A 17116-nucleotide genomic window follows, 5' to 3' on the forward strand; every position below is an offset into this window, starting at 1 on the left:
AGCAAAGCTGTCTGAGCTCCGAAGCCGCAGGCTGAGGGCGAGTTCTTTGCTCGCCCTCGGGACGCAAGCTGCGCAGGGTAGTCGGCCCGTTCAGGGCCGACCGAGCACAGTCGGGGTGCCCTTTTCTTTGGTGCCTTTCTTTTGGGCAAGCAAAAGAAAGGTACTGCGCTGCCGGGCGCACATCCCGGCGGGCTGCCTCCTCGACAAGACACCCGACCGACAAGCACGAAACCACGCCCCCTGCTAGAACGCACCCGCGTCGCCCGGAAACACGACCGGCGACTCATGCCCGTCGGCCGACACCGCCGAAACCCCGAAGAACCAGTCGTCGATGGTGATGTTGCGCAGCATGGCCGCCTGCGCCTCCCCCGGGGTGGCAGGCACGTCGCGCGAATGCGTCCATTGCGCCGCCGTGGTGTCGCGCCACCACACGCGGTAGGCCGCCGCGCCGGGCACCGCCTTCCAGCGCAAGGTGGTGTGCGGGCTCACCGCGCCTTCGATCGTCACTCCCGACGGCGGCGCCGGCGCACGGGCCATCGCCGCCATCGCGACGACGTTGAGCCGCGTGACCTGGGCGAGGTAGTCGAAGTCCACGCCGTCGATCGTGTCGCCGTAGCGGATGCCGTTTTCCACCCGCACGTCCTGGTGCTGCCGGGTGTAGTCCTCGTTGGCCTCGGTGATGCGCACCGCCGGGAAGCCTGCTTCGAGAAACGCCACCTGGTCGCCGCCGCGGCCGTAGCGGTCGGTGCGGTAGACCATCTTCACCCGCAGGTTGTCGAGGTGCCGCTCGGCCAGCGCGGCCATCAGGCGGGCGATGTTGCGCGAGGGCGAATCCACCTCGCCGCCGTTGTAGCGGCGCCGGTTGGCCTGCTGTTGCGTTTCGGTCGTCCTGGTGCCTTCTGAAAACACGCGCACCGTGGCGTTGTCGTGCACGCCGTTGCCGCCGCGGCTGTTGCCGACGATGTCGTTGTTGAGGTTGGCCTGGACCTGCCAGCCTTGCGCACGGGCGTAGGCCGCCAGGATCCTGCCGCCGTAGAGCCCCTGCTCTTCGCCCGACAGCGCGGCATACACCAGCGTGGCGCGGAACCTGTGGCGCGACAGGACGCGGGCGGCCTCGATGACCGCCGCGACGCCGGAGGCGTCGTCATTGGCGCCGGGCGCATCGATGGTCGCGTTCATCACGTCGCCGGCACGCGAGTCCAGGTGCCCCGTGATGACGATCACACGCTGCGAGTCGCTCGTGCCGCGCTGCACCGCCACCAAGTTCACCACCTCGGTGGGCCTTGGGATGCGCTGGTCGGTGATCGTCTGCGATGGCGGCAAAGCGGGCCTGCACCCAGCGGCGTGCCGCACCGATGCCGCGCGTGTCGGACACCGTGTCCGACAGGGTGTGGCGGGTGCCGAAGCCCACCAGCTTGTCGAGACTGGCGCGCAGCCCGGCCGGCTGCACGCCCTCGGCCAGCTCGCGCAGCGGTACCGGAGGGGAGGCCTGGGCCGCGGCCGACAACGTACCGAGCAGGGCCAGGGCGGCAAGCAGGTGGCGCATGGGACTCCCTTGCGAGGCAACCACGGAGCCGCGATGCTGTCACAGATTTCTGCGGCGGCCATGTCGATCGGGGGGCCCGTCGTCCGTCGTCCTGGCATCACCACTCAACGGAGAGCAGCATGTCCAAACTCAAGGTCCTGGCGTTTGCGGTGTCCATCGACGGCTTCGGCGCCGGGCCCGACCAGAGCCAGCAGGACCCGCTCGGCGTGGGCGGCATGGCGCTGCACGAATGGATGTTTCCCACACGCACCTTCAAGCAGGAGGTGCTTGGCAGCCAGGAAGCCGGCAGCGCCGACGTGGACGACACCTTCGCGCGACGCAGCTTCGACAACATCGGCGCCTGGATCATGGGCCGCAACATGTTCGCGCACTCGCGCGGCCCCTGGCCGGATGACGGCTGGAAAGGCTGGTGGGGCGACGAGCCGCCCTTCCATGTGCCGGTGTACGTGCTGACACATCACGCGCACCATGCCCGTGAGCCCATCGTCATGCGGGGCGGCACGACCTTCCACTTCGTGACCGGCGGCATTCACGAGGCCCTGCGGCTGGCCCGCGAGGCAGCGCGCGGACGCGACGTGCGCGTGGGCGGCGGCGTGGCCACGGTGCGGCAGTACCTGCAGGCCGGCCTGGTGGACGAGATGCACCTGGCCGTGTCACCCACGGTGCTGGGCCGGGGCGAGCACCTGCTCGGCGGCATCGACCTCACCGCGCTCGGCCTCTCGTGCCGCGAGCACGTTGCCACGCCGAACGCGATGCATGTGGTGCTGCGAAGGGGTTAGAACCTGCGGCGCTGCCTCACCATGGCCAGCGCGCCCAAGCCTGCCAGCATCAGCGCATACAGCGACGGCTCCGGGATCGGCGTGAGCAGGAAGATGCCGCGGGTGCCGTCGTCCATGATGGTGTCCAGCGCGATCTGACCCAGGTCGTTGAGCACGATGGAGGCGGAGTTGAGGCCGGCCGCCTCGTTGAACGACAGCTCCAGCCATTCGGTCAGGTCGATCATCTGGCCGTCGCTTTTAGAAGAAGGCATGACGCTCGCTGCTGCCGGGTGCCACTTCCGAGAAGCCGACGACCTGGCCCAGTTCGTTGACGGCGGTGGCCACGCTGTTGCGGCCGCCGAGCGTGCCCAGGTCGGTCATCACGCCGTCGTCCCACAGGAAAGCGTGGTTGCTGTTGTCGTCGCCGAGGCTGGCTTCGCCCACCACCTGTCCCGCATTGTTGAGATCCTTGGGCGTACTGTAGGAGCCGCCGAGGGTGCCGAGATCCACCGTCTGGCTGCCGGCATGGATGAAAGCGTGGCCTGCCCCCCTGAATCCCACAACCTGCCCTGAGTCGTTCAGGTCGACCCCAAAGGTCCCCCAGCCGCCGCCGATGCCGACAGACAGAACCTCCTCGTCGGAAGGATGGAGCCACAGCGACGGCGGGCGGCTCGTGCCCGAGATGTACTGACCGAACACGAGGCCGGAGTTGTTGATGGCCAGCGGCGCTCCGCGCAGCGCTGCAACGGTGCTGCCGTCGTACACCGTACCGTAGGAGGTGTAGCCGAGATGGGGAAGGATCGGCGCGCGCGATATGACGTGGCCGCGCTCGTTGATGCCCACAGCTTGCGTTTCAACGCCATACGGGTCGGGTATCTGCCGCGCAGTACCGACGAGCGGGTCATAGATGAAGGCATGCCGTGTGGCGCCGCCCTGCAAGTTGCCCCACCCCACCACCTGGCCGGCGTTGTTGATGGCGGTGGCCTGGCTCTGCGTGCCTCCCAGGCCGATGCTGCGCAAGCGGCCATATTGAGGGTCGTAGAGGAAGGACTGAGGGTCCACGCCCGAGGAGGACCAGCCCACGACCTGACCGGCGTTGTTGATGTCCGTCACCCTTGCGACTCCGCCAAGGACGACCGCATCCCAATGGTTCTCGGCCTTCCACGGCAGCCGCACCGCCGTCCAGTCAGGCTCCTGCGCCTGTGACGGCTGAAATGAGCCGGCCACGCAGGCCATCGCCAGAAGCCATTGCTGCATGCGCTTCATCATCACTCCCTTCGCAACACGGTCCGCGCGGGCCGACTCGATGACATCGGGGGCGGGACATACCGCGCGGCGGGTGCGATGGAATCTAGAACTCGCCGGAGTCCGCGTAAATGGAGTGCTTGCAAAGTCTTACGTTGGCTGCGTAACTGCAGCGGAAGCCGCGGCGAACGTAGGCGCGCCGAGCGCCTTGGCGGCGAGTTCGGTGTCCATGTACTCGGTGAGCTCGCGCAGCTGCCCGCCCGCCAGCCGGCACACGAAGCAGTAGTGGTTGTTGTAGGGCTGGCCGTCGGTTGTGGTGACATGGCCGCGGCACTGCACCACCACGTGATCGCCGTCGGCGATGAAACGCTGCGCCTCGTTGGTGTAGGTGTCGGCGAAGCGCGCGAAGAGCGGCTGCAGGAGTTGCTTGCGCACGACCTCCTTGCCGCGCCATGCCCCCGACCAGGTGCCGCCACCCGGCATGACCCACACGAAGTCGTCGGCCATGGCATCGATGAACGGACGGCCGTTGCCCTTGGCCATCTCGGCAAAGATGGCCTGCATCAGCAGCTTGTTGCGTTGGGTCTCGTCTTTCATTTGCGGCTCCTCTGGCGTGGGGTTGGGACGGGGTTCGCAAAGGAGCCGAGCATGTCGAGCGCGGGTCGCCTCCCGGTGTGCAGCCACTGCCCGTAGAAGTCGATCTTTCCGTCGAGCAGGGCCAGCGCCTCGGTCCATTCGGCGATGGTGCGTTCGACACGCTCTCGGTGCTCGCGCAGCATGTCCTGACGCTCCTGCAGCGTGCTCCTGCCCTGCTTGACGAGCGCGGTGTAGCGGCGCATCTCGGCGATCGACATGCCGGTCCTGCGCAGCCGGTCCATCAGCAGCAGCCAGCCGACATGCTGCTCGGTGTAGCGGCGGCGCCCGCCGGGGTCGCGCGCGACGCCGGGCACGAGGCCCTGGGCCTCGTACCAGCGGATGGTGTCGATGCTGCGGCCGGTGCGCTGCGCCAGGCCGCCGATCATCAGCAGTTCGCTCATGCCGTTCTCCTTGCCGGGGCCCATTGGGCCACCTGGAGTGCACTCCAGGTCAAGGGGAACGGCAAGTTCCTTGCAACGCCTAGACGTCGCGCCGGCGCCGCACGGCCAGCATCCCCAGGCCGGCCAGCATCAGTGCCATCACCTCCGGCTCGGGCACCGGCGTGATGACATACGGGCTCCACGTATTGCCGACCTGGACATTGACCAGGATCTGCCCGGCGTCGTTGATCCCCGCCGATTCACTCGACAGTCCGAACGTCGTACCGACGGGCATGTGCGCGCGCAGCAACCCGGTCAGGCTGGTCACGACGCCATGGTCCCAAAGCAGCAGGTCGTTCGAGCGATTGCGCCAGAAGAGCACCTGCCCCAGCTCATTGAGATCCACAGCCATGGTGCCGGGGCCCATGCCCGCATCGAGTTCCGTCAACACGCCCCCGTCATAGAAATGCGCGGTGGGAACGGTAGACGTGGACCCGTAGTACATGGTGCGCGTGTGGACCACCGCCTGGCCCCGATCATTGAGAAGGGTGGTCCCCTGGATGTACGACTGAGTGGGCATGGTCGTGATGGATCCGTCGGGCTCGAAGATGGCCGCCCTGTTGTTGTTGGGAGCGCTTTCAGGCCAGTACATGCCGCCGACCTGACCACGGTTGTTGAGCACGAACCCCTGCGCGACCACGGAGGCGTTGCCCAGTTCGCTCATCGTGCCGTTGTGCATGACGATATCCGCTGTGGTGCCCCACTGATCGAAGCGTGTGGCCCTCGCCAGCACCTGGCCCGAGTCGTTGAGCTGCTGCCCGATGACGACACTCCACCCTGGCGCGGTGAGCTGGGATCCCCGCCCGCTGCTGTCGAACAGCCAGCTGCTGTAGCCGGTCCGGTTGGTGGAAGTCAGCAGCACGTCGCCGCGTTCGTTGAGATCGACGGCATTCCCACGGATCTCATCTGGCGCGGACAGAAGCGTCAGGCCACCGTTGGCGTAAGTGAAGGTGCGTGACGACTCGGACGTACGGTATTGCGTGCCGAGAACGGTGCCCGCGTTGTTGATGCGTATCGCGAGGGTCAAGCCCGCCTCGGGCAGCACGGTGCGCCCGGCAACGCCGGGCACCGCCGAAATCTAGGACGGCTCACGAGACGGCAACAGGGGGGCGTTAGCAAAGTCTTACGCCGATGTGGTAACGATTCCAGCCCGGAGCACGGCCGAGGCTGGATGCCTGCACACGGCTACCAGAGGTTCTTGCCGTCGATCGTCTCGAGCGGCACGGCGTCGAGGTCGAAGTCGTCGAACAGGCGGGCGTTGACACTCAGCCGCGGGTGCTCGAAGTCGGGCGCGCCGGAGCGGAAGTCCGGCGACTCGCAGTAAGTGCTGCAGCCGCAGGTGGCGCAGAAGTGATGCTTGATGAGCCGCGAGTTCCACTGGTAGGTGGCCACGTCCTCCACCGGCGTGGTGAGGCGGAACTGATCGGGCGTGTAGTAGGCCCACAGGCTGCCGCGCTTGGAGCAGTAGGAGCAGGTGCAGCAAGTGACGCTCTCAGGCGCCTCTTGCACCTCGAACTTCGTGGCGCCGCAGTGGCAGCTGCCCTGGAGGATGGTCATGGTCGTCTCCGGTGGCTGGTGATTGACCGGGGACCATACGCGCCGGCTCCTGACAACGAGTTGTCAGGAGCCTTGCTCGGGACGAGTCTCAGGGTTCGTTCTGGATCGACGGGTCTTCCGACAGGCGCTCGGTGCCGCTTTCGTTGACGACGAACACGGTGTAGTTGAAGTCGCCGATCTCGGTGCACACGTCGTACAGGTTCACGGTCTTGCCGTCCGGCTCGGTGACCGGGGGGTTGGGGAACTGACTGCCGGGATGGTGTACCACCACCGCACAGTTCGGCGGAAACACATAGCCGTCGGTCGCCAGGGCGAAGGTGAGAGTCGTGTCCTGCTCGGTGACCTTCACATGGTGAGGGTGACAGTGGATCTTGCGCTTGCCGTTGACTTCCGTGACGGTGACCGTGACGTCGGGTTCCATGTCGCTTCCTTCTTGCTCATTGTTGGACTGCCGCTGCCCCCGCTGCGTGCTTCAGCCGTTGACGAAGATCGGCGTATGCGGGGTGCCGATAGGTGGTGGACTCGATCCGTTCGGCCAGCGTGCGCGCCTGCGGCAGCGCACCCAGTCGCAGGTGGGCATGGGCCAGCAGCGTCATGGCACCCACCTCGCCGCGGTCGGCAAGGGACTGCAGGCGCCGGGCCGCGGCTTCCCATGGCCGCCGCGTCGCGGGCTGCCCGGATCCGTGCGCCTGCAGGTCGCCCAGCATCAGCTCGACGCTCGCGACGATGCGGACCTGGTCCGGCTCGAGCCGGCTGCCGGCGGTCTCGGCGCGCTCGACCGCGGCCAGGTAGTCCTCGAGCTCCTGCCGGGGAAACGACCGCGCCTCGGCCAGCGCCTGTTTCGCCTGCATGGCCAGCAAGCCGCCGCGCAGCGTGATGCGCCATTTGCGCTGCATCGCATTGGTGGACATGAGCTGCGCTGTTTCAGCGCCCGCGCGTTCCAGGCCTTCACGCGCAGAAGCGCGATCGCCGGCGGCCAGCTGGGCTTCGGCCAGGCTCACTCGGGCAAATGCCAGGTGCGCCAGCCATTCCATGTTCGACGGATCGAGCGCATGAAGCGACTCGAGCTGGCCGAGCGCGCCTCGCCCGGCCCGCACCGCCTGCGCCTGCTGCCCGAGGCACAGCTGCAGCCGGCCGACTTCATAGGCCGCGTTCGCCAGCAGGTGCTGCACCCGCCGGTTGCTCTGGGCGCCGGGCATCCTGCCCAACGCCTCGATCTTGGCCCGCTGGGCCGCGATGGCCGCATCGAATTCGCCCAGCAGCTCCCGCGTCTTCGCGATCCATCCGAAGGTGTTCGCCAGCTCGACGTTGAGCTCGGGCCGCGCGCCGACGAGCCCGAGCCAGCGCTGGCGCGCATCGTCGAACCACTGCAGCGCCTGCGCGAGGCGCTCGCTCTCGAGGTAGACGACCCCGAGGTTGATGCCGGCGTGGGCCCGTTCGGTACGCCAGTCGAGATGGTCGGGGTCGAGGACGGTGAGCTTCTGCGTGAGTTCCAGGTATTGCCGGAACGATGCCTCGGCCTCGGCCGTCTCCCCGCGCCGCCGGGCGATGTAGCCGGACCAGTAGACGCTTTGCGCATGGTCGTAGACGCGCTGCCCGTCGTTCGGAAAGCGCTGCATCAGCTCGCCCGTGCTGTCTGCCGCACGGCTGAACACCGAAGAGGCTTCCCCCAGGTTGCCGCGCAGCTCGGCGATCTTTCCGATGAGATGCAGGGCGCTCGCGCGACGGCCCAGCGAGTCGGCATCGAGCCGGCTGGCGTCCTGTGCCGCGTAGTAGGCCAGCGCCTTCTCGCCCACCGCATCGAGCACGTCCAGGCGCCCCACCGGCTCCAGCTTCCTGCGCAGGTCGCCCAGCATGAACTCGATCAAGCCTTCGGCCTGGATGCGCTGCTGCTTCGCCTCGTGCGCCTGCCACAGGGCCACGCCCAGGCCACTGGCGAGCGCCGCCACCACCAGCGCACCGGCCGCCACGCCCGCGCGGTGGCGCCGCACGAACTTCGCCAGCACATAGGCCGGCGCATCGGCACGCGCGCTGACCGGTTCGTTGTTGAGGTAGCGCCGCAGGTCGTCGGCCATGCGCTCGGCGTTGGCATAGCGCTCGGCAGGCGCCTTCTTCAGTGCCTTGGCGACGATGTTGTCGAGGTCGCCGCGCAGCAGCCGGGCGGCCCGCGCGGCGTCGGGTTCGCCTGCGTGGGTGCGGGCGGCGGCCTCGGACAGGCGCCTGGGCTCGGTGTGCACCAGCGCGCGCATCTGCGCCAGCGGCGTGCCGGTCTCCGGCGCGGTGGGGTGGGTTCCGGCCAGCAGCAGGTACAGCAGCACGCCGAGCGAATACACGTCGGTGGCGGTGGTGACCTCGCCGCCTTCGACCTGCTCGGGCGCCGCATAGGCCGGCGTGAACGGCCGGCCGGCCTGCTGCGTGAGCTCGGTTTCGGCGCCGCTCGCGGTGGTGTCGTCCAGCAGCTTGGCGATGCCGAAGTCGAGCAGCTTCACCTCGCCGGCACGGGTGACGAGGATGTTGCCGGGCTTGAGGTCGCGGTGCAGGATCAGCCGGTTGTGCGCGTGCGCCACCGCCGCCAGCACGTCGAGGAAGAGCCGCACGCGGGCGGTCACGTCGAGCCCGCGCAGCGCGCAATGGCGGTCGATCGGTTCGCCGTCGATGTACTCGAGCACCAGGTAGCGCTGCGAGCCTTCGGGGCCGGTCACGCCGGCATCGATGAGCCGGGCGATGTTGGGGTGCGACAGCCGCGCGAGGATGCTGCCTTCGCGCGCGAAGCGCTCGGCACTGCCGGCCAGGGCGCCCGCCGCCGCCAGGAACTTGATGGCCACGTGGCCTTCGAAGCGGCCGTCGTGGCGCCGCGCCAGCCACACGCTGCCCATGCCGCCCTGCCCGAGCTTGCGCTCGACGGTGTAGGCGCCGACCTTTTCGCCGGCCAGGCTGGCCGCGGCCGACGACAGGCGCGGAGGCTCCTGCAGGAAGCCCTCGCGCTCCACCGCCTCGGCACGGTCGAGCAGCGCCGCCAGTTCATCGACGAGTTCCGGCTCCTGGAGCCTCAGGGACGACAACCGCTGCGTGCGGGCGGCCGGCTCCAGGTCGAGCAGCTCGTCGAGCAAGGGACTCAGGCGCAGCCAGCGGTTGCGGTCCAGGCCTATGCCGTTGCCCGTCATTTCAGAAGTGCTGTGGACAGCAGCGCGCGAGCCTTGCGCCAGTCGCGCTGCACGGTGCGTTCAGTGACGCCCAGGCAGCCGGCGATCTCGGCCTCCGACAGGCCGGCGAAGTAGCGCATCTCGACCACCTGGGCGAGGCGCTCGTCGAGGGCGGCCAGCTCCTCCAGGGCCTCGTGCACCCGCAGCACGTCGTCGTCGGCATGGCCGGGCACCGCGGTGCCGACTTCGGTGTTCAAGGTGACGTGGGGCGTCTCGCCGCCGCGCCGCTCGGCCGCGCGCTCGCGCACCGCATCGACGACCACGTTGCGCATCACCTTGGCGGCATAGGCGAGGAAATGCTTGCGGTCGGCGAATTCCACGCCGCCGACGCGCTGCAGCCGCAGGTAGGACTCATGCACGAGCGCGGTGGTGTCCAGCAGCGTGAGCTCGCCGCTGGCGCGCAGGCGCGCGCGCGCCACCTGGCGCAGGTCGGCATACAGCAGGTGGACGACAAGGTCGGCGGCCTGCCGGTCGCCCGTCGCGGCGGCGCGCAGCAAGCTCGTGATGTCCGCCATGTCGTTCATGAAGCCGCCGCCGTCTCGGGCGTGTGCCGGGAAGCCGCGACTCTAACCGCGCCCCATGGCGGCATCAAGGCGCCCTCGGGCGGCCGATCATGCGGCACATCAACTTTTTCTCGGGCGGCATGTCGGGTTTGGCCGAGGGATTCCGTATGTAGGGCTGAGGCCGGAATGTCGATCCGCCGGTCACCCGAATCCCATGGAGTGCCGCCTATGTCCACCCTCGCTCCCGCCATCACCTTTCGTTCGGCCATCCTGCAGCTGCTGCGCGCGCACCAGCCGCATGAAGAACCCGACAGCGGGCCGCCGGCCGACGCCGACCTGCCCATCGAGCCGCAGCCGTCGAGGCCTTCGTTCGAAGACCTGCAGACGGTGCCGGCCGTCTACAACCCGCTGCCGGAATACCCGCCCGTGCAGCCGGGGCTGCCGGCGCCCGACTGGTGCGGCTGCTGACTTCGGAACCTCAGATCGACATGCGCTGGCGCACGCCGTCGGCTTCCATGTCGGCGCCGCGGCCGCGCATCACGATCTCGCCGCGCTCCATCACGAGGTACTGGTCGGCCAGCTCGGCGGCGAAGTCGTAGAACTGCTCCACCAGCACGATGGCCATGGTCTTGCGCTCGGCCAGGCGCCGGATCACGCGGCCGATGTCCTTGATGATCGACGGCTGGATGCCTTCGGTGGGCTCGTCGAGGATGAGCAGCCTGGGGCCGGCGGCCAGCGCGCGGGCGATGGCCAGCTGCTGCTGCTGCCCGCCGGAAAGGTCGCCGCCGCGCCGGCCGGTCATCTGCTTGAGCACAGGAAAGAGCTCGTACAGCTCGGCCGGGACCGGCGTGCCGCCCGGCTTGCTGGCCAGCCCCATGCGCAGGTTCTCCTCGACGGTGAGCCGGCCGAAGATCTCGCGGCCCTGCGGCACGTAGCCCACGCCCAGGCGCACCCGTTCGTAGGGCGTGAGCTTGTGGATCTCGCGGCCGTCGAGCTGGATGGAGCCGGTCTTGATGGGCACGAGCCCCATGAGGCTCTTGAGCAGCGTGGTCTTGCCCACGCCGTTGCGGCCCAGCACCACCGTCACCTCGCCAAGCCTCGCCTCGAAGCCGAGGTTGCGCAGGATGTGGCTGCCGCCGTAGTACTGGTTGACGCCTTCGAGCTTGAGCATTCGCGTCACCTTCCGAGATAGACCTCGACGACCTTGTCGTTCGCCTGCACCTCCGCCAGCGAACCTTCGGCCAGCACGCTGCCCTCGTGCAGCACCGTCACCTTCTTCTTGGGGTTGTCACGCGTGAGTTCGTGGATGAACTTCATGTCGTGTTCCACCACCACCAGCGAATGTTCGCCTTCGAGCGAGAGGAACAGCTCGGCGGTTCGCTCGGTTTCCTCATCGGTCATGCCGGCCACGGGTTCATCGAGCAGCAGCAGCCGGGGGTCCTGCATCAGCAGCATGCCGATCTCGAGCCACTGCTTCTGCCCGTGCGACAGCAATCCGGCGGTGCGCTCGGCCTGGTCCTTCAGGTGGATGAGCGTGAGCACCTCGCCAATGCGGTCGAGCTGCGCGCCCGACAGCCGCGAGAACACCGAGGCTCGAACGCGGCGGTCGGCCTTGAGCGCCAGCTCGAGGTTCTCGAACACGGTGAGGTGCTCGAACACGCTGGGCTTCTGGAACTTGCGGCCGATGCCGGCGCGCGCGACTTCGCTTTCGCGCAGGCGCAGCAGGTCGATGGTGGAGCCGAAGTGGGCGCGCCCGGCATCGGGCCGGGTCTTGCCGGTGATCACGTCCATCATCGTGGTCTTGCCCGCGCCGTTGGGGCCGATGATGCAGCGCAGCTCGCCCGCGTCGATGCTCAGCGACAGCGCATCGAGCGCCTTGAAGCCGTCGAAGCTGACCGTGATGTCGTCGAGGTAGAGGATGGCCCCGTGGGTGAGGTCGAGTTCGCCCGGCTGCACCACCCGGCCATAGCTGGCCGTGCGACCGCCGGAGAAACGCTCCTGCTCGCGCTCGACATAGGCCTGGCGCACCCGCGCGCCGGCTTCCAGCAGTTCGGGCGTCATGCGCGCTCCTCCTTGCCGGCCTTGCCCAGCAGCCGCTTCACGCCGCCCACGATGCCGTCGGGCAGGAACAGCGTCACGGCGATGAAGAGCGCGCCCAGGAAGTACAGCCAGAACTCCGGGAAGGCCTGGGTGAACCAGCTCTTGGCGCCATTGACGAAAAACGCGCCGACGATGGGCCCGATGAGGGTGGCGCGGCCGCCCACGGCCGTCCAGATGGCGATCTCGATGCCGGCGGCCGGCGACATCTCGCCCGGGTTGATGATGCCCACCTGCGGCACGTACAGGGCGCCTGCAATGCCGCACATCACGGCCGAGAGCGTCCAGATCGCGAGCTTGTACCAGAGGGTGTCGTAGCCGCAGAACAGCACCCGGTTCTCGGCATCGCGCACCGCCTGCAGCACCCGTCCGAACCGGGTGTTCACCAGCCAGCGCGCCAGCAGGTAGAAGCCCACCAGCGTGAGCCCGGTGATGACGAACAGCGCCATGCGGGTGGTGGGCAGCGTGATGGTGATGCCAAGGAGGCGCTTGAAGTCGGTGAAGCCGTTGTTGCCGCCGAAGCCGGTTTCGTTGCGGAAGAACAGCAGCATCGCGGCGTAGGTGAGCGCCTGGGTGATGATCGAGAAGTACACGCCCTTGATGCGCGAGCGGAAGGCGAAGTAGCCGAACACGAAGGCCAGCAGCCCCGGCACGGCGACCACGAAGAACAGCTGCGCGATGAAGGAGTCGCTGAAGGTCCAGTGCCAGGGCAGCGCCTTCCAGTCGAGGAAGACCATGAAGTCCGGCAGGTCCGACTGGTAGTTGCCGTCGCGGCCGATCTGGCGCATGAGGTACATGCCCATGGCATAGCCGCCCAGCGCGAAGAACAGGCCGTGGCCGAGCGACAGGATGCCGGTGTAGCCCCAGATCAGGTCCATGGCCAGCGCGCAGATGGCGTAGCACATGATCTTGCCGATGAGGGACACGGCGTAGTCGCTGAGGTGGAAGGCGCTCTGCTGGGGCACCAGCAGGTTCAGCACCGGCGCGGCAATGGTGATCGCGATGACGGCCGCCATGACGGCGCTCCAGCCTTTGGGGCCGAGGAGGCTCTTGAGCGGTGGTGCCGTGGGTGGCAGCGTGGGGGAAGGGAGGACTGCGCTCATAGGGTCGCCTTGTTTTCGCCCCTGCGGGACGATGCGGCCTGCCGGCCTTGGTCGGGGGTCCGTCCCGACAGCCGGGTCCCTTTTCTTTGCGTGCCCAAAGAAAAGGAACCAAAAGAAAGGGCACCCTGCTGTGCTCGGTCCGCCCTGAACGGGCGGACTTCCCTGCGAGGCTGGTGACATGAGGGCGGGCAAAGAACTCGCCCTGCGGGCTCAAACAGCTTTGCCCGACCCGCTTCGCGGGCGACCCTCATGCCACTTCGCCTCGCAGGCGGCACAGAAGGGGACCCAAAGGCCAGTTCGACAAGCCGGCTCAGGGCCGGCCGTCTTGCGCAGGCTTTCCTGTTCGGGAACTCTTCGTTAGGCCTGAGGGAGCGAAGCCCAGCGCGCAGCCGCGCGCTCGTTTGGCTCTTCGAGGTGATCCGATGGAGGCTGTTCGCTACGCCCTCACACTGGCAGCCGGCCCTAGGCCGGCTCGTCCATCCGTTTTTTGGGTCCCCTTCTGTGCCGCCTGCGCAGCGTCGTGGCATGAGGGTCGCCGCGAAGCGGTCAGGCAAAGCTGTCTGAGCCCCAACGGGGCGAGTTCTTTGCCTGCCCTCATGACACCAGCTGCGCAGGGAAGTCGGCCCGTTCAGGGCCGACCGTGCACGGCAGGGTGCCCTTTTCTTTGGTGACTTTCTTTTGGGCACGCAAAAGAAAGTTACCCGGCTGTCGGGACGGACTCCCGACCAAGGCCGAAGGCCGCATCGCCCCACCGGGGCGACAACAACGCGCACAAGGGGCACCCACCTCATGCCTCGGCACTCCGTCCCTTCACCGCAAACAACCCCTGCGGCCGCTTCTGGATGAAGGCCACGATGAACAGCAGCACCATGATCTTCGCCAGCACCGCTCCCTGCCAGCCTTCCAGCAGCTTGTTCACCACACCCAGCCCCAGCGCCGCATACACCGTGCCGGCCAGCTGCCCCACCCCGCCCAGCACCACCACCATGAACGAGTCCACGATGTAGCCCTGGCCGAGGTCGGACCCCACATTGCCCACCTGCGACAGCGCACAGCCGGCCAGGCCGGCGATGCCGGCGCCCAGTGCGAATGCCAGGGTGTCGACCCTGGCGGTGTTCACCCCCATGCACGACGCCATCGGCCGGTTCTGCGTCACGCTGCGCACGAACAGGCCCAGCCGGGTGCGGGCGATCAGCAAGGCCATGCCGGCCAGCACGAGCACCGCGAACACGATGATCGCGATGCGGTTGTAGGGCAGCGTCAGGTTGCTCAACACGTCGACGCCGCCGGACAGCCACGACGGGTTCTCCACCTGCACGTTCTGCGCGCCGAACAGCGAGCGCACCGCCTGCTGCAGCACGAGGCTGATGCCCCAGGTGGCGAGCAGCGTTTCCAGCGGGCGCCCGTACAGCCAGCGGATCACGCTGCGCTCGAGGCCGGCCCCCACCAGCCCGGCCGCCAGGAACGAAGCAGGAATCGCCGCCACGATGTACCAGTCGAACGCGCCGGGCAGGTAGGCGCGGAACAGGTTCTGCACCACATAGGTCGCGTAGGCGCCGATCATCATCAGCTCGCCATGGGCCATGTTGATGACGCCCATGAGGCCATAGGTGATGGCCAGCCCCAGCGCCACCAGCAGCAATATCGAGCCGAGGCTCACGCCGGAGAACACCACGCCGGCCCGCTCGCCCCAGGCCAGCCGGGAATTCACCGCATCGAGCGCACGCTGCAGCTCGGCGCGCACCGCCGGGTCGTCTTCACCGCCCGGCTGCAGCCGCTCCATCAGCAGCACACGGGTACTGGCCTGCGTGCTGGCACCCAGCGCTCTTGCGGCGTCGATGCGCTTGGCCGCGTCCCCGGCCGTCACCAGCGCAATGGCGCGCAAGGCCTCCAGCTCGGCCCTCAGGCCGGCATCCGTCTCGGCAGCCAGCGCCTTGTCGAGCAAGGGCAGCTTCGATTCGTCGATCGCCTCGCGCAGGTCGCGCACCGCGCCACGGCGCGCCTGCACGTCCGGCGACAGCAGCTTCAGGCCCGCCAGCGCCGCCTCGAGCTCTCGGCGCATGCGGTTGTTGTTGACCACGTCTTCGGCATCGTCGGGCAGCTTCGCCACCGCGGCGCCGCTCGCGGCATCGGTGACCTCCTCGCCCTTCAAGATGTAGGCACGCTGGCCCGCGACCTTCACCTCGTCGTCGAGCAACGCCTGCACCAGCACCGGCAGGCGTTCGTCGGCCGCGGCCACCGCCTTGCCCAGCGCCTCGATACGTTCGTCGCTGTCGCCCCCCGCAATGGCAAAGGCCTGTTCGGGGGTCAGCGCGTGCGCGGCACAGGACCACCACGCCAACAAAGCAAACAGACCGCGCCTAAACAACACCCACGACATATCCATCCACACACCGGAATTCGCGCCAGCGGACGGGGCAAGTGCCAGGCACTTGCCCCGGATCAGAGCGAACGCCGCGGATCCGGCTCCGCCGGTCCGCTGGCGTTGCCCCCTTGAGGGGGAGCGGCGAAGCCGCTACGGGGGTGGGCTACTTCTTCTCCGGCTCGTCCTTCTTCTTGTCGTTGCCCGGGATGTAGGGGCTCCACGGGTTGGCGCGCACCGGGCCCTTGGTCTTCCAGACGACGTTGAACTGGCCGTCGGCCTTCACCTCGCCGATGAACACCGGCTTGTGCAGGTGGTGGTTCTTCTCGTCCATCTTGGCGACGAAGCCCGAGGGCGCCTTGAAGGTCTGGCCGGCCATCGCCGCGATCACCTTGTCGGTGTCGGTGCTCTTGGCCTTCTCGACCGCCTGCTTCCACATGTACACGCCGATGTAGGTGGCCTCCATCGGGTCGTTGGTCAGCGGCTTGTCGGCACCCGGCAGCTTCTTGGCCTTGGCGTATTCGGCCCACTTCTTGGTGAAGGCCGAGTTCTCCGGGTTCTTCAGGCTCATGAAGTAGTTCCAGGCGGCCAGGTGGCCCACCAGCGGCTTGGTGTCCACGCCGCGCAGTTCCTCTTCACCCACCGAGAAGGCCACCACCGGCACGTCGGTCGCCTTCAGGCCCTGGTTGCCCAGTTCCTTGTAGAACGGCACGTTGGAGTCGCCGTTGATGGTGGAGATCACTGCCGTCTTCTTGCCTTCGGCCGAGAACTTCTTGATCTTGGCGATGATGGTCTGGTAGTCGCTGTGGCCGAAGGGGGTGTAGTCCTCCATGATGTCGGCGTCGGCCACACCCTTGCTCTTCAGGAAGGCGCGCAGGATCTTGTTGGTGGTGCGCGGGTACACGTAGTCGGTGCCCAGCAGCACGAAGCGCTTGGCGCCGCCGCCGTCCTTGCTCATCAGGTATTCCACCGCGGGGATGGCCTGCTGGTTGGGCGCGGCACCGGTGTAGAAGACGTTCTTGCTCAGCTCCTCGCCTTCGTACTGCACCGGGTAGAACAGCAGGCCGTTGAGCTCCTCATATACCGGCAGCACCGACTTGCGGCTCACGCTGGTCCAGCAGCCGAAGGTCACTGCCACCTTGTCCTGGCTGATCAGCTGCTTGGCCTTTTCGGCGAACAGCGGCCAGTTGGAGGCCGGGTCCACCACCACCGGTTCGAGCTTCTTGCCCAGCACGCCGCCCTTGGCGTTGATCTCGTCGATGGCCATCAGCACCGTGTCCTTCAACACGGTCTCGGAGATGGCCATGGTGCCCGACAGCGAGTGCAGCACGCCCACCTTGATGGTGTCGGCGGCCTGCGCCTGCAGCGAGAAGCCGAGGGCGGTGACGCCCAGCGCGACGGCGCCGAGCGCATGGGTGAAGGTACGACGGGTGGCTGTGTGTTTCACGGAAGGTGCTCCTTGATCTGGGTCCGACGGGACACACGCAGGTTAGGCAAGGCCCCTTCGACGGCCAATACGCCACTTGGCGTAGGCGCCGCCAGCGCCCGCCGGGCTTCGTGGCGCTTCTGCGAGAGCACCAGCATCCGGCCATAGGTGACGGGAACAGCAACAGCAACGGCAACGGCAACGTGACGGTTCATGGCGGCGCTCACCTGGCGGGTCTTC

At 67.8% G+C, this 17116-nt stretch carries 18 protein-coding genes; 2 read left to right on the forward strand and 16 right to left on the reverse strand.

Going from position 1 to position 17116, the window contains the following annotated elements:
- Window positions 1-243 precede the first annotated feature (243 nt).
- Window positions 244-1323 carry a M20/M25/M40 family metallo-hydrolase gene (locus E8D38_RS22285; RefSeq protein ID WP_219851830.1) on the reverse strand — a complete coding sequence of 360 codons (1080 nt, stop codon included), beginning with the start codon at window positions 1321-1323 and terminating at the stop codon, window positions 244-246.
- 342 nt (window positions 1324-1665) lie between these two features.
- On the opposite strand from E8D38_RS22285, the gene E8D38_RS22290 reads away from it, so the two are divergent.
- A complete protein-coding gene (locus tag E8D38_RS22290; RefSeq protein WP_140635753.1) occupies window positions 1666-2325 on the forward strand; it encodes a dihydrofolate reductase family protein in 660 nt (219 codons plus the stop codon).
- Here the strand turns inward: E8D38_RS22290 and E8D38_RS22295 are convergent.
- The 9 genes from E8D38_RS22295 to E8D38_RS22335 all read right to left on the reverse strand — a co-directional run bounded on the left by E8D38_RS22295 (window position 2322) and on the right by E8D38_RS22335 (window position 9909).
- Window positions 2322-2576: a DUF7453 family protein gene (locus E8D38_RS22295; protein WP_140635755.1), complete on the reverse strand. Its 255-nt coding sequence runs from the start codon at window positions 2574-2576 to the stop codon at window positions 2322-2324. The genes E8D38_RS22290 and E8D38_RS22295 overlap by 4 nt on opposite strands.
- On the reverse strand, window positions 2563-3573 hold the full coding sequence (locus tag E8D38_RS22300) for a hypothetical protein (protein ID WP_140635757.1): 1011 nt from the start codon (window positions 3571-3573) through the stop codon (window positions 2563-2565). The genes E8D38_RS22295 and E8D38_RS22300 overlap by 14 nt, the downstream gene beginning before the upstream one ends.
- A gap of 126 nt (window positions 3574-3699) precedes the next feature.
- Window positions 3700-4146, reverse strand: coding sequence for a nuclear transport factor 2 family protein (locus tag E8D38_RS22305; RefSeq protein ID WP_140635759.1), 447 nt, complete (start codon window positions 4144-4146; stop codon window positions 3700-3702).
- Window positions 4143-4586 (reverse strand): MerR family transcriptional regulator, encoded by a 444-nt coding sequence (locus E8D38_RS22310; protein WP_140635761.1) that lies wholly within the window; start codon window positions 4584-4586, stop codon window positions 4143-4145. The genes E8D38_RS22305 and E8D38_RS22310 overlap by 4 nt, the downstream gene beginning before the upstream one ends.
- Window positions 4587-4665: 79 nt before the next feature.
- On the reverse strand, window positions 4666-5694 hold the full coding sequence (locus tag E8D38_RS22315) for a PEP-CTERM sorting domain-containing protein (RefSeq protein WP_140635763.1): 1029 nt from the start codon (window positions 5692-5694) through the stop codon (window positions 4666-4668).
- Window positions 5695-5810: 116 nt separating this feature from the next.
- Window positions 5811-6182, reverse strand: a complete 372-nt coding sequence (locus E8D38_RS22320; RefSeq protein ID WP_140635765.1) for a GFA family protein — start codon at window positions 6180-6182, stop codon at window positions 5811-5813.
- Window positions 6183-6270: 88 nt separating this feature from the next.
- Window positions 6271-6603, reverse strand: coding sequence for a hypothetical protein (locus tag E8D38_RS22325; RefSeq protein WP_140635767.1), 333 nt, complete (start codon window positions 6601-6603; stop codon window positions 6271-6273).
- Between the two features lie 16 nt (window positions 6604-6619).
- Entirely contained in the window at window positions 6620-9346 is a 2727-nt protein-coding gene (locus E8D38_RS22330) for a serine/threonine-protein kinase (RefSeq protein ID WP_140635770.1), read from the reverse strand.
- Window positions 9343-9909, reverse strand: coding sequence for an ECF-type sigma factor (locus E8D38_RS22335; RefSeq protein WP_140635772.1), 567 nt, complete (start codon window positions 9907-9909; stop codon window positions 9343-9345). The genes E8D38_RS22330 and E8D38_RS22335 overlap by 4 nt, the downstream gene beginning before the upstream one ends.
- A 207-nt stretch (window positions 9910-10116) precedes the next feature.
- Between E8D38_RS22335 and E8D38_RS22340 the strand changes: the two genes are divergently transcribed.
- Window positions 10117-10356 (forward strand): hypothetical protein, encoded by a 240-nt coding sequence (locus E8D38_RS22340; protein ID WP_140635775.1) that lies wholly within the window; start codon window positions 10117-10119, stop codon window positions 10354-10356.
- Window positions 10357-10366: 10 nt separating this feature from the next.
- Here the strand turns inward: E8D38_RS22340 and urtE are convergent, their stop codons facing one another.
- From urtE to E8D38_RS22370, 6 genes are all read right to left on the reverse strand, one after another.
- Window positions 10367-11059, reverse strand: coding sequence for an urea ABC transporter ATP-binding subunit UrtE (gene urtE, locus E8D38_RS22345; RefSeq protein WP_140635777.1), 693 nt, complete (start codon window positions 11057-11059; stop codon window positions 10367-10369).
- A gap of 5 nt (window positions 11060-11064) precedes the next feature.
- Window positions 11065-11949: an urea ABC transporter ATP-binding protein UrtD gene (gene urtD, locus E8D38_RS22350; RefSeq protein ID WP_140635779.1), complete on the reverse strand. Its 885-nt coding sequence runs from the start codon at window positions 11947-11949 to the stop codon at window positions 11065-11067.
- Entirely contained in the window at window positions 11946-13088 is a 1143-nt protein-coding gene (urtC, locus tag E8D38_RS22355) for an urea ABC transporter permease subunit UrtC (RefSeq protein ID WP_140635781.1), read from the reverse strand. The genes urtD and urtC overlap by 4 nt, the downstream gene beginning before the upstream one ends.
- Before the next feature lie 787 nt (window positions 13089-13875).
- Window positions 13876-15468 (reverse strand): urea ABC transporter permease subunit UrtB, encoded by a 1593-nt coding sequence (urtB, locus tag E8D38_RS22360; protein ID WP_246099611.1) that lies wholly within the window; start codon window positions 15466-15468, stop codon window positions 13876-13878.
- 148 nt (window positions 15469-15616) lie between these two features.
- The gene (gene urtA / locus E8D38_RS22365) at window positions 15617-16897 is read right to left on the reverse strand and encodes an urea ABC transporter substrate-binding protein (protein ID WP_140635785.1); all 1281 of its coding nucleotides are present in this window, start codon (window positions 16895-16897) and stop codon (window positions 15617-15619) included.
- Entirely contained in the window at window positions 16894-17091 is a 198-nt protein-coding gene (locus E8D38_RS22370; RefSeq protein WP_140635787.1) for a hypothetical protein, read from the reverse strand. Before E8D38_RS22370 ends, urtA begins: the two co-directional genes overlap by 4 nt.
- Window positions 17092-17116: the final 25 nt, after the last annotated feature.

It is taken from the genome of Methylibium rhizosphaerae, from assembly GCF_006386545.1.
Lineage (GTDB): Bacteria > Pseudomonadota > Gammaproteobacteria > Burkholderiales > Burkholderiaceae_C > Pseudorivibacter > Pseudorivibacter rhizosphaerae.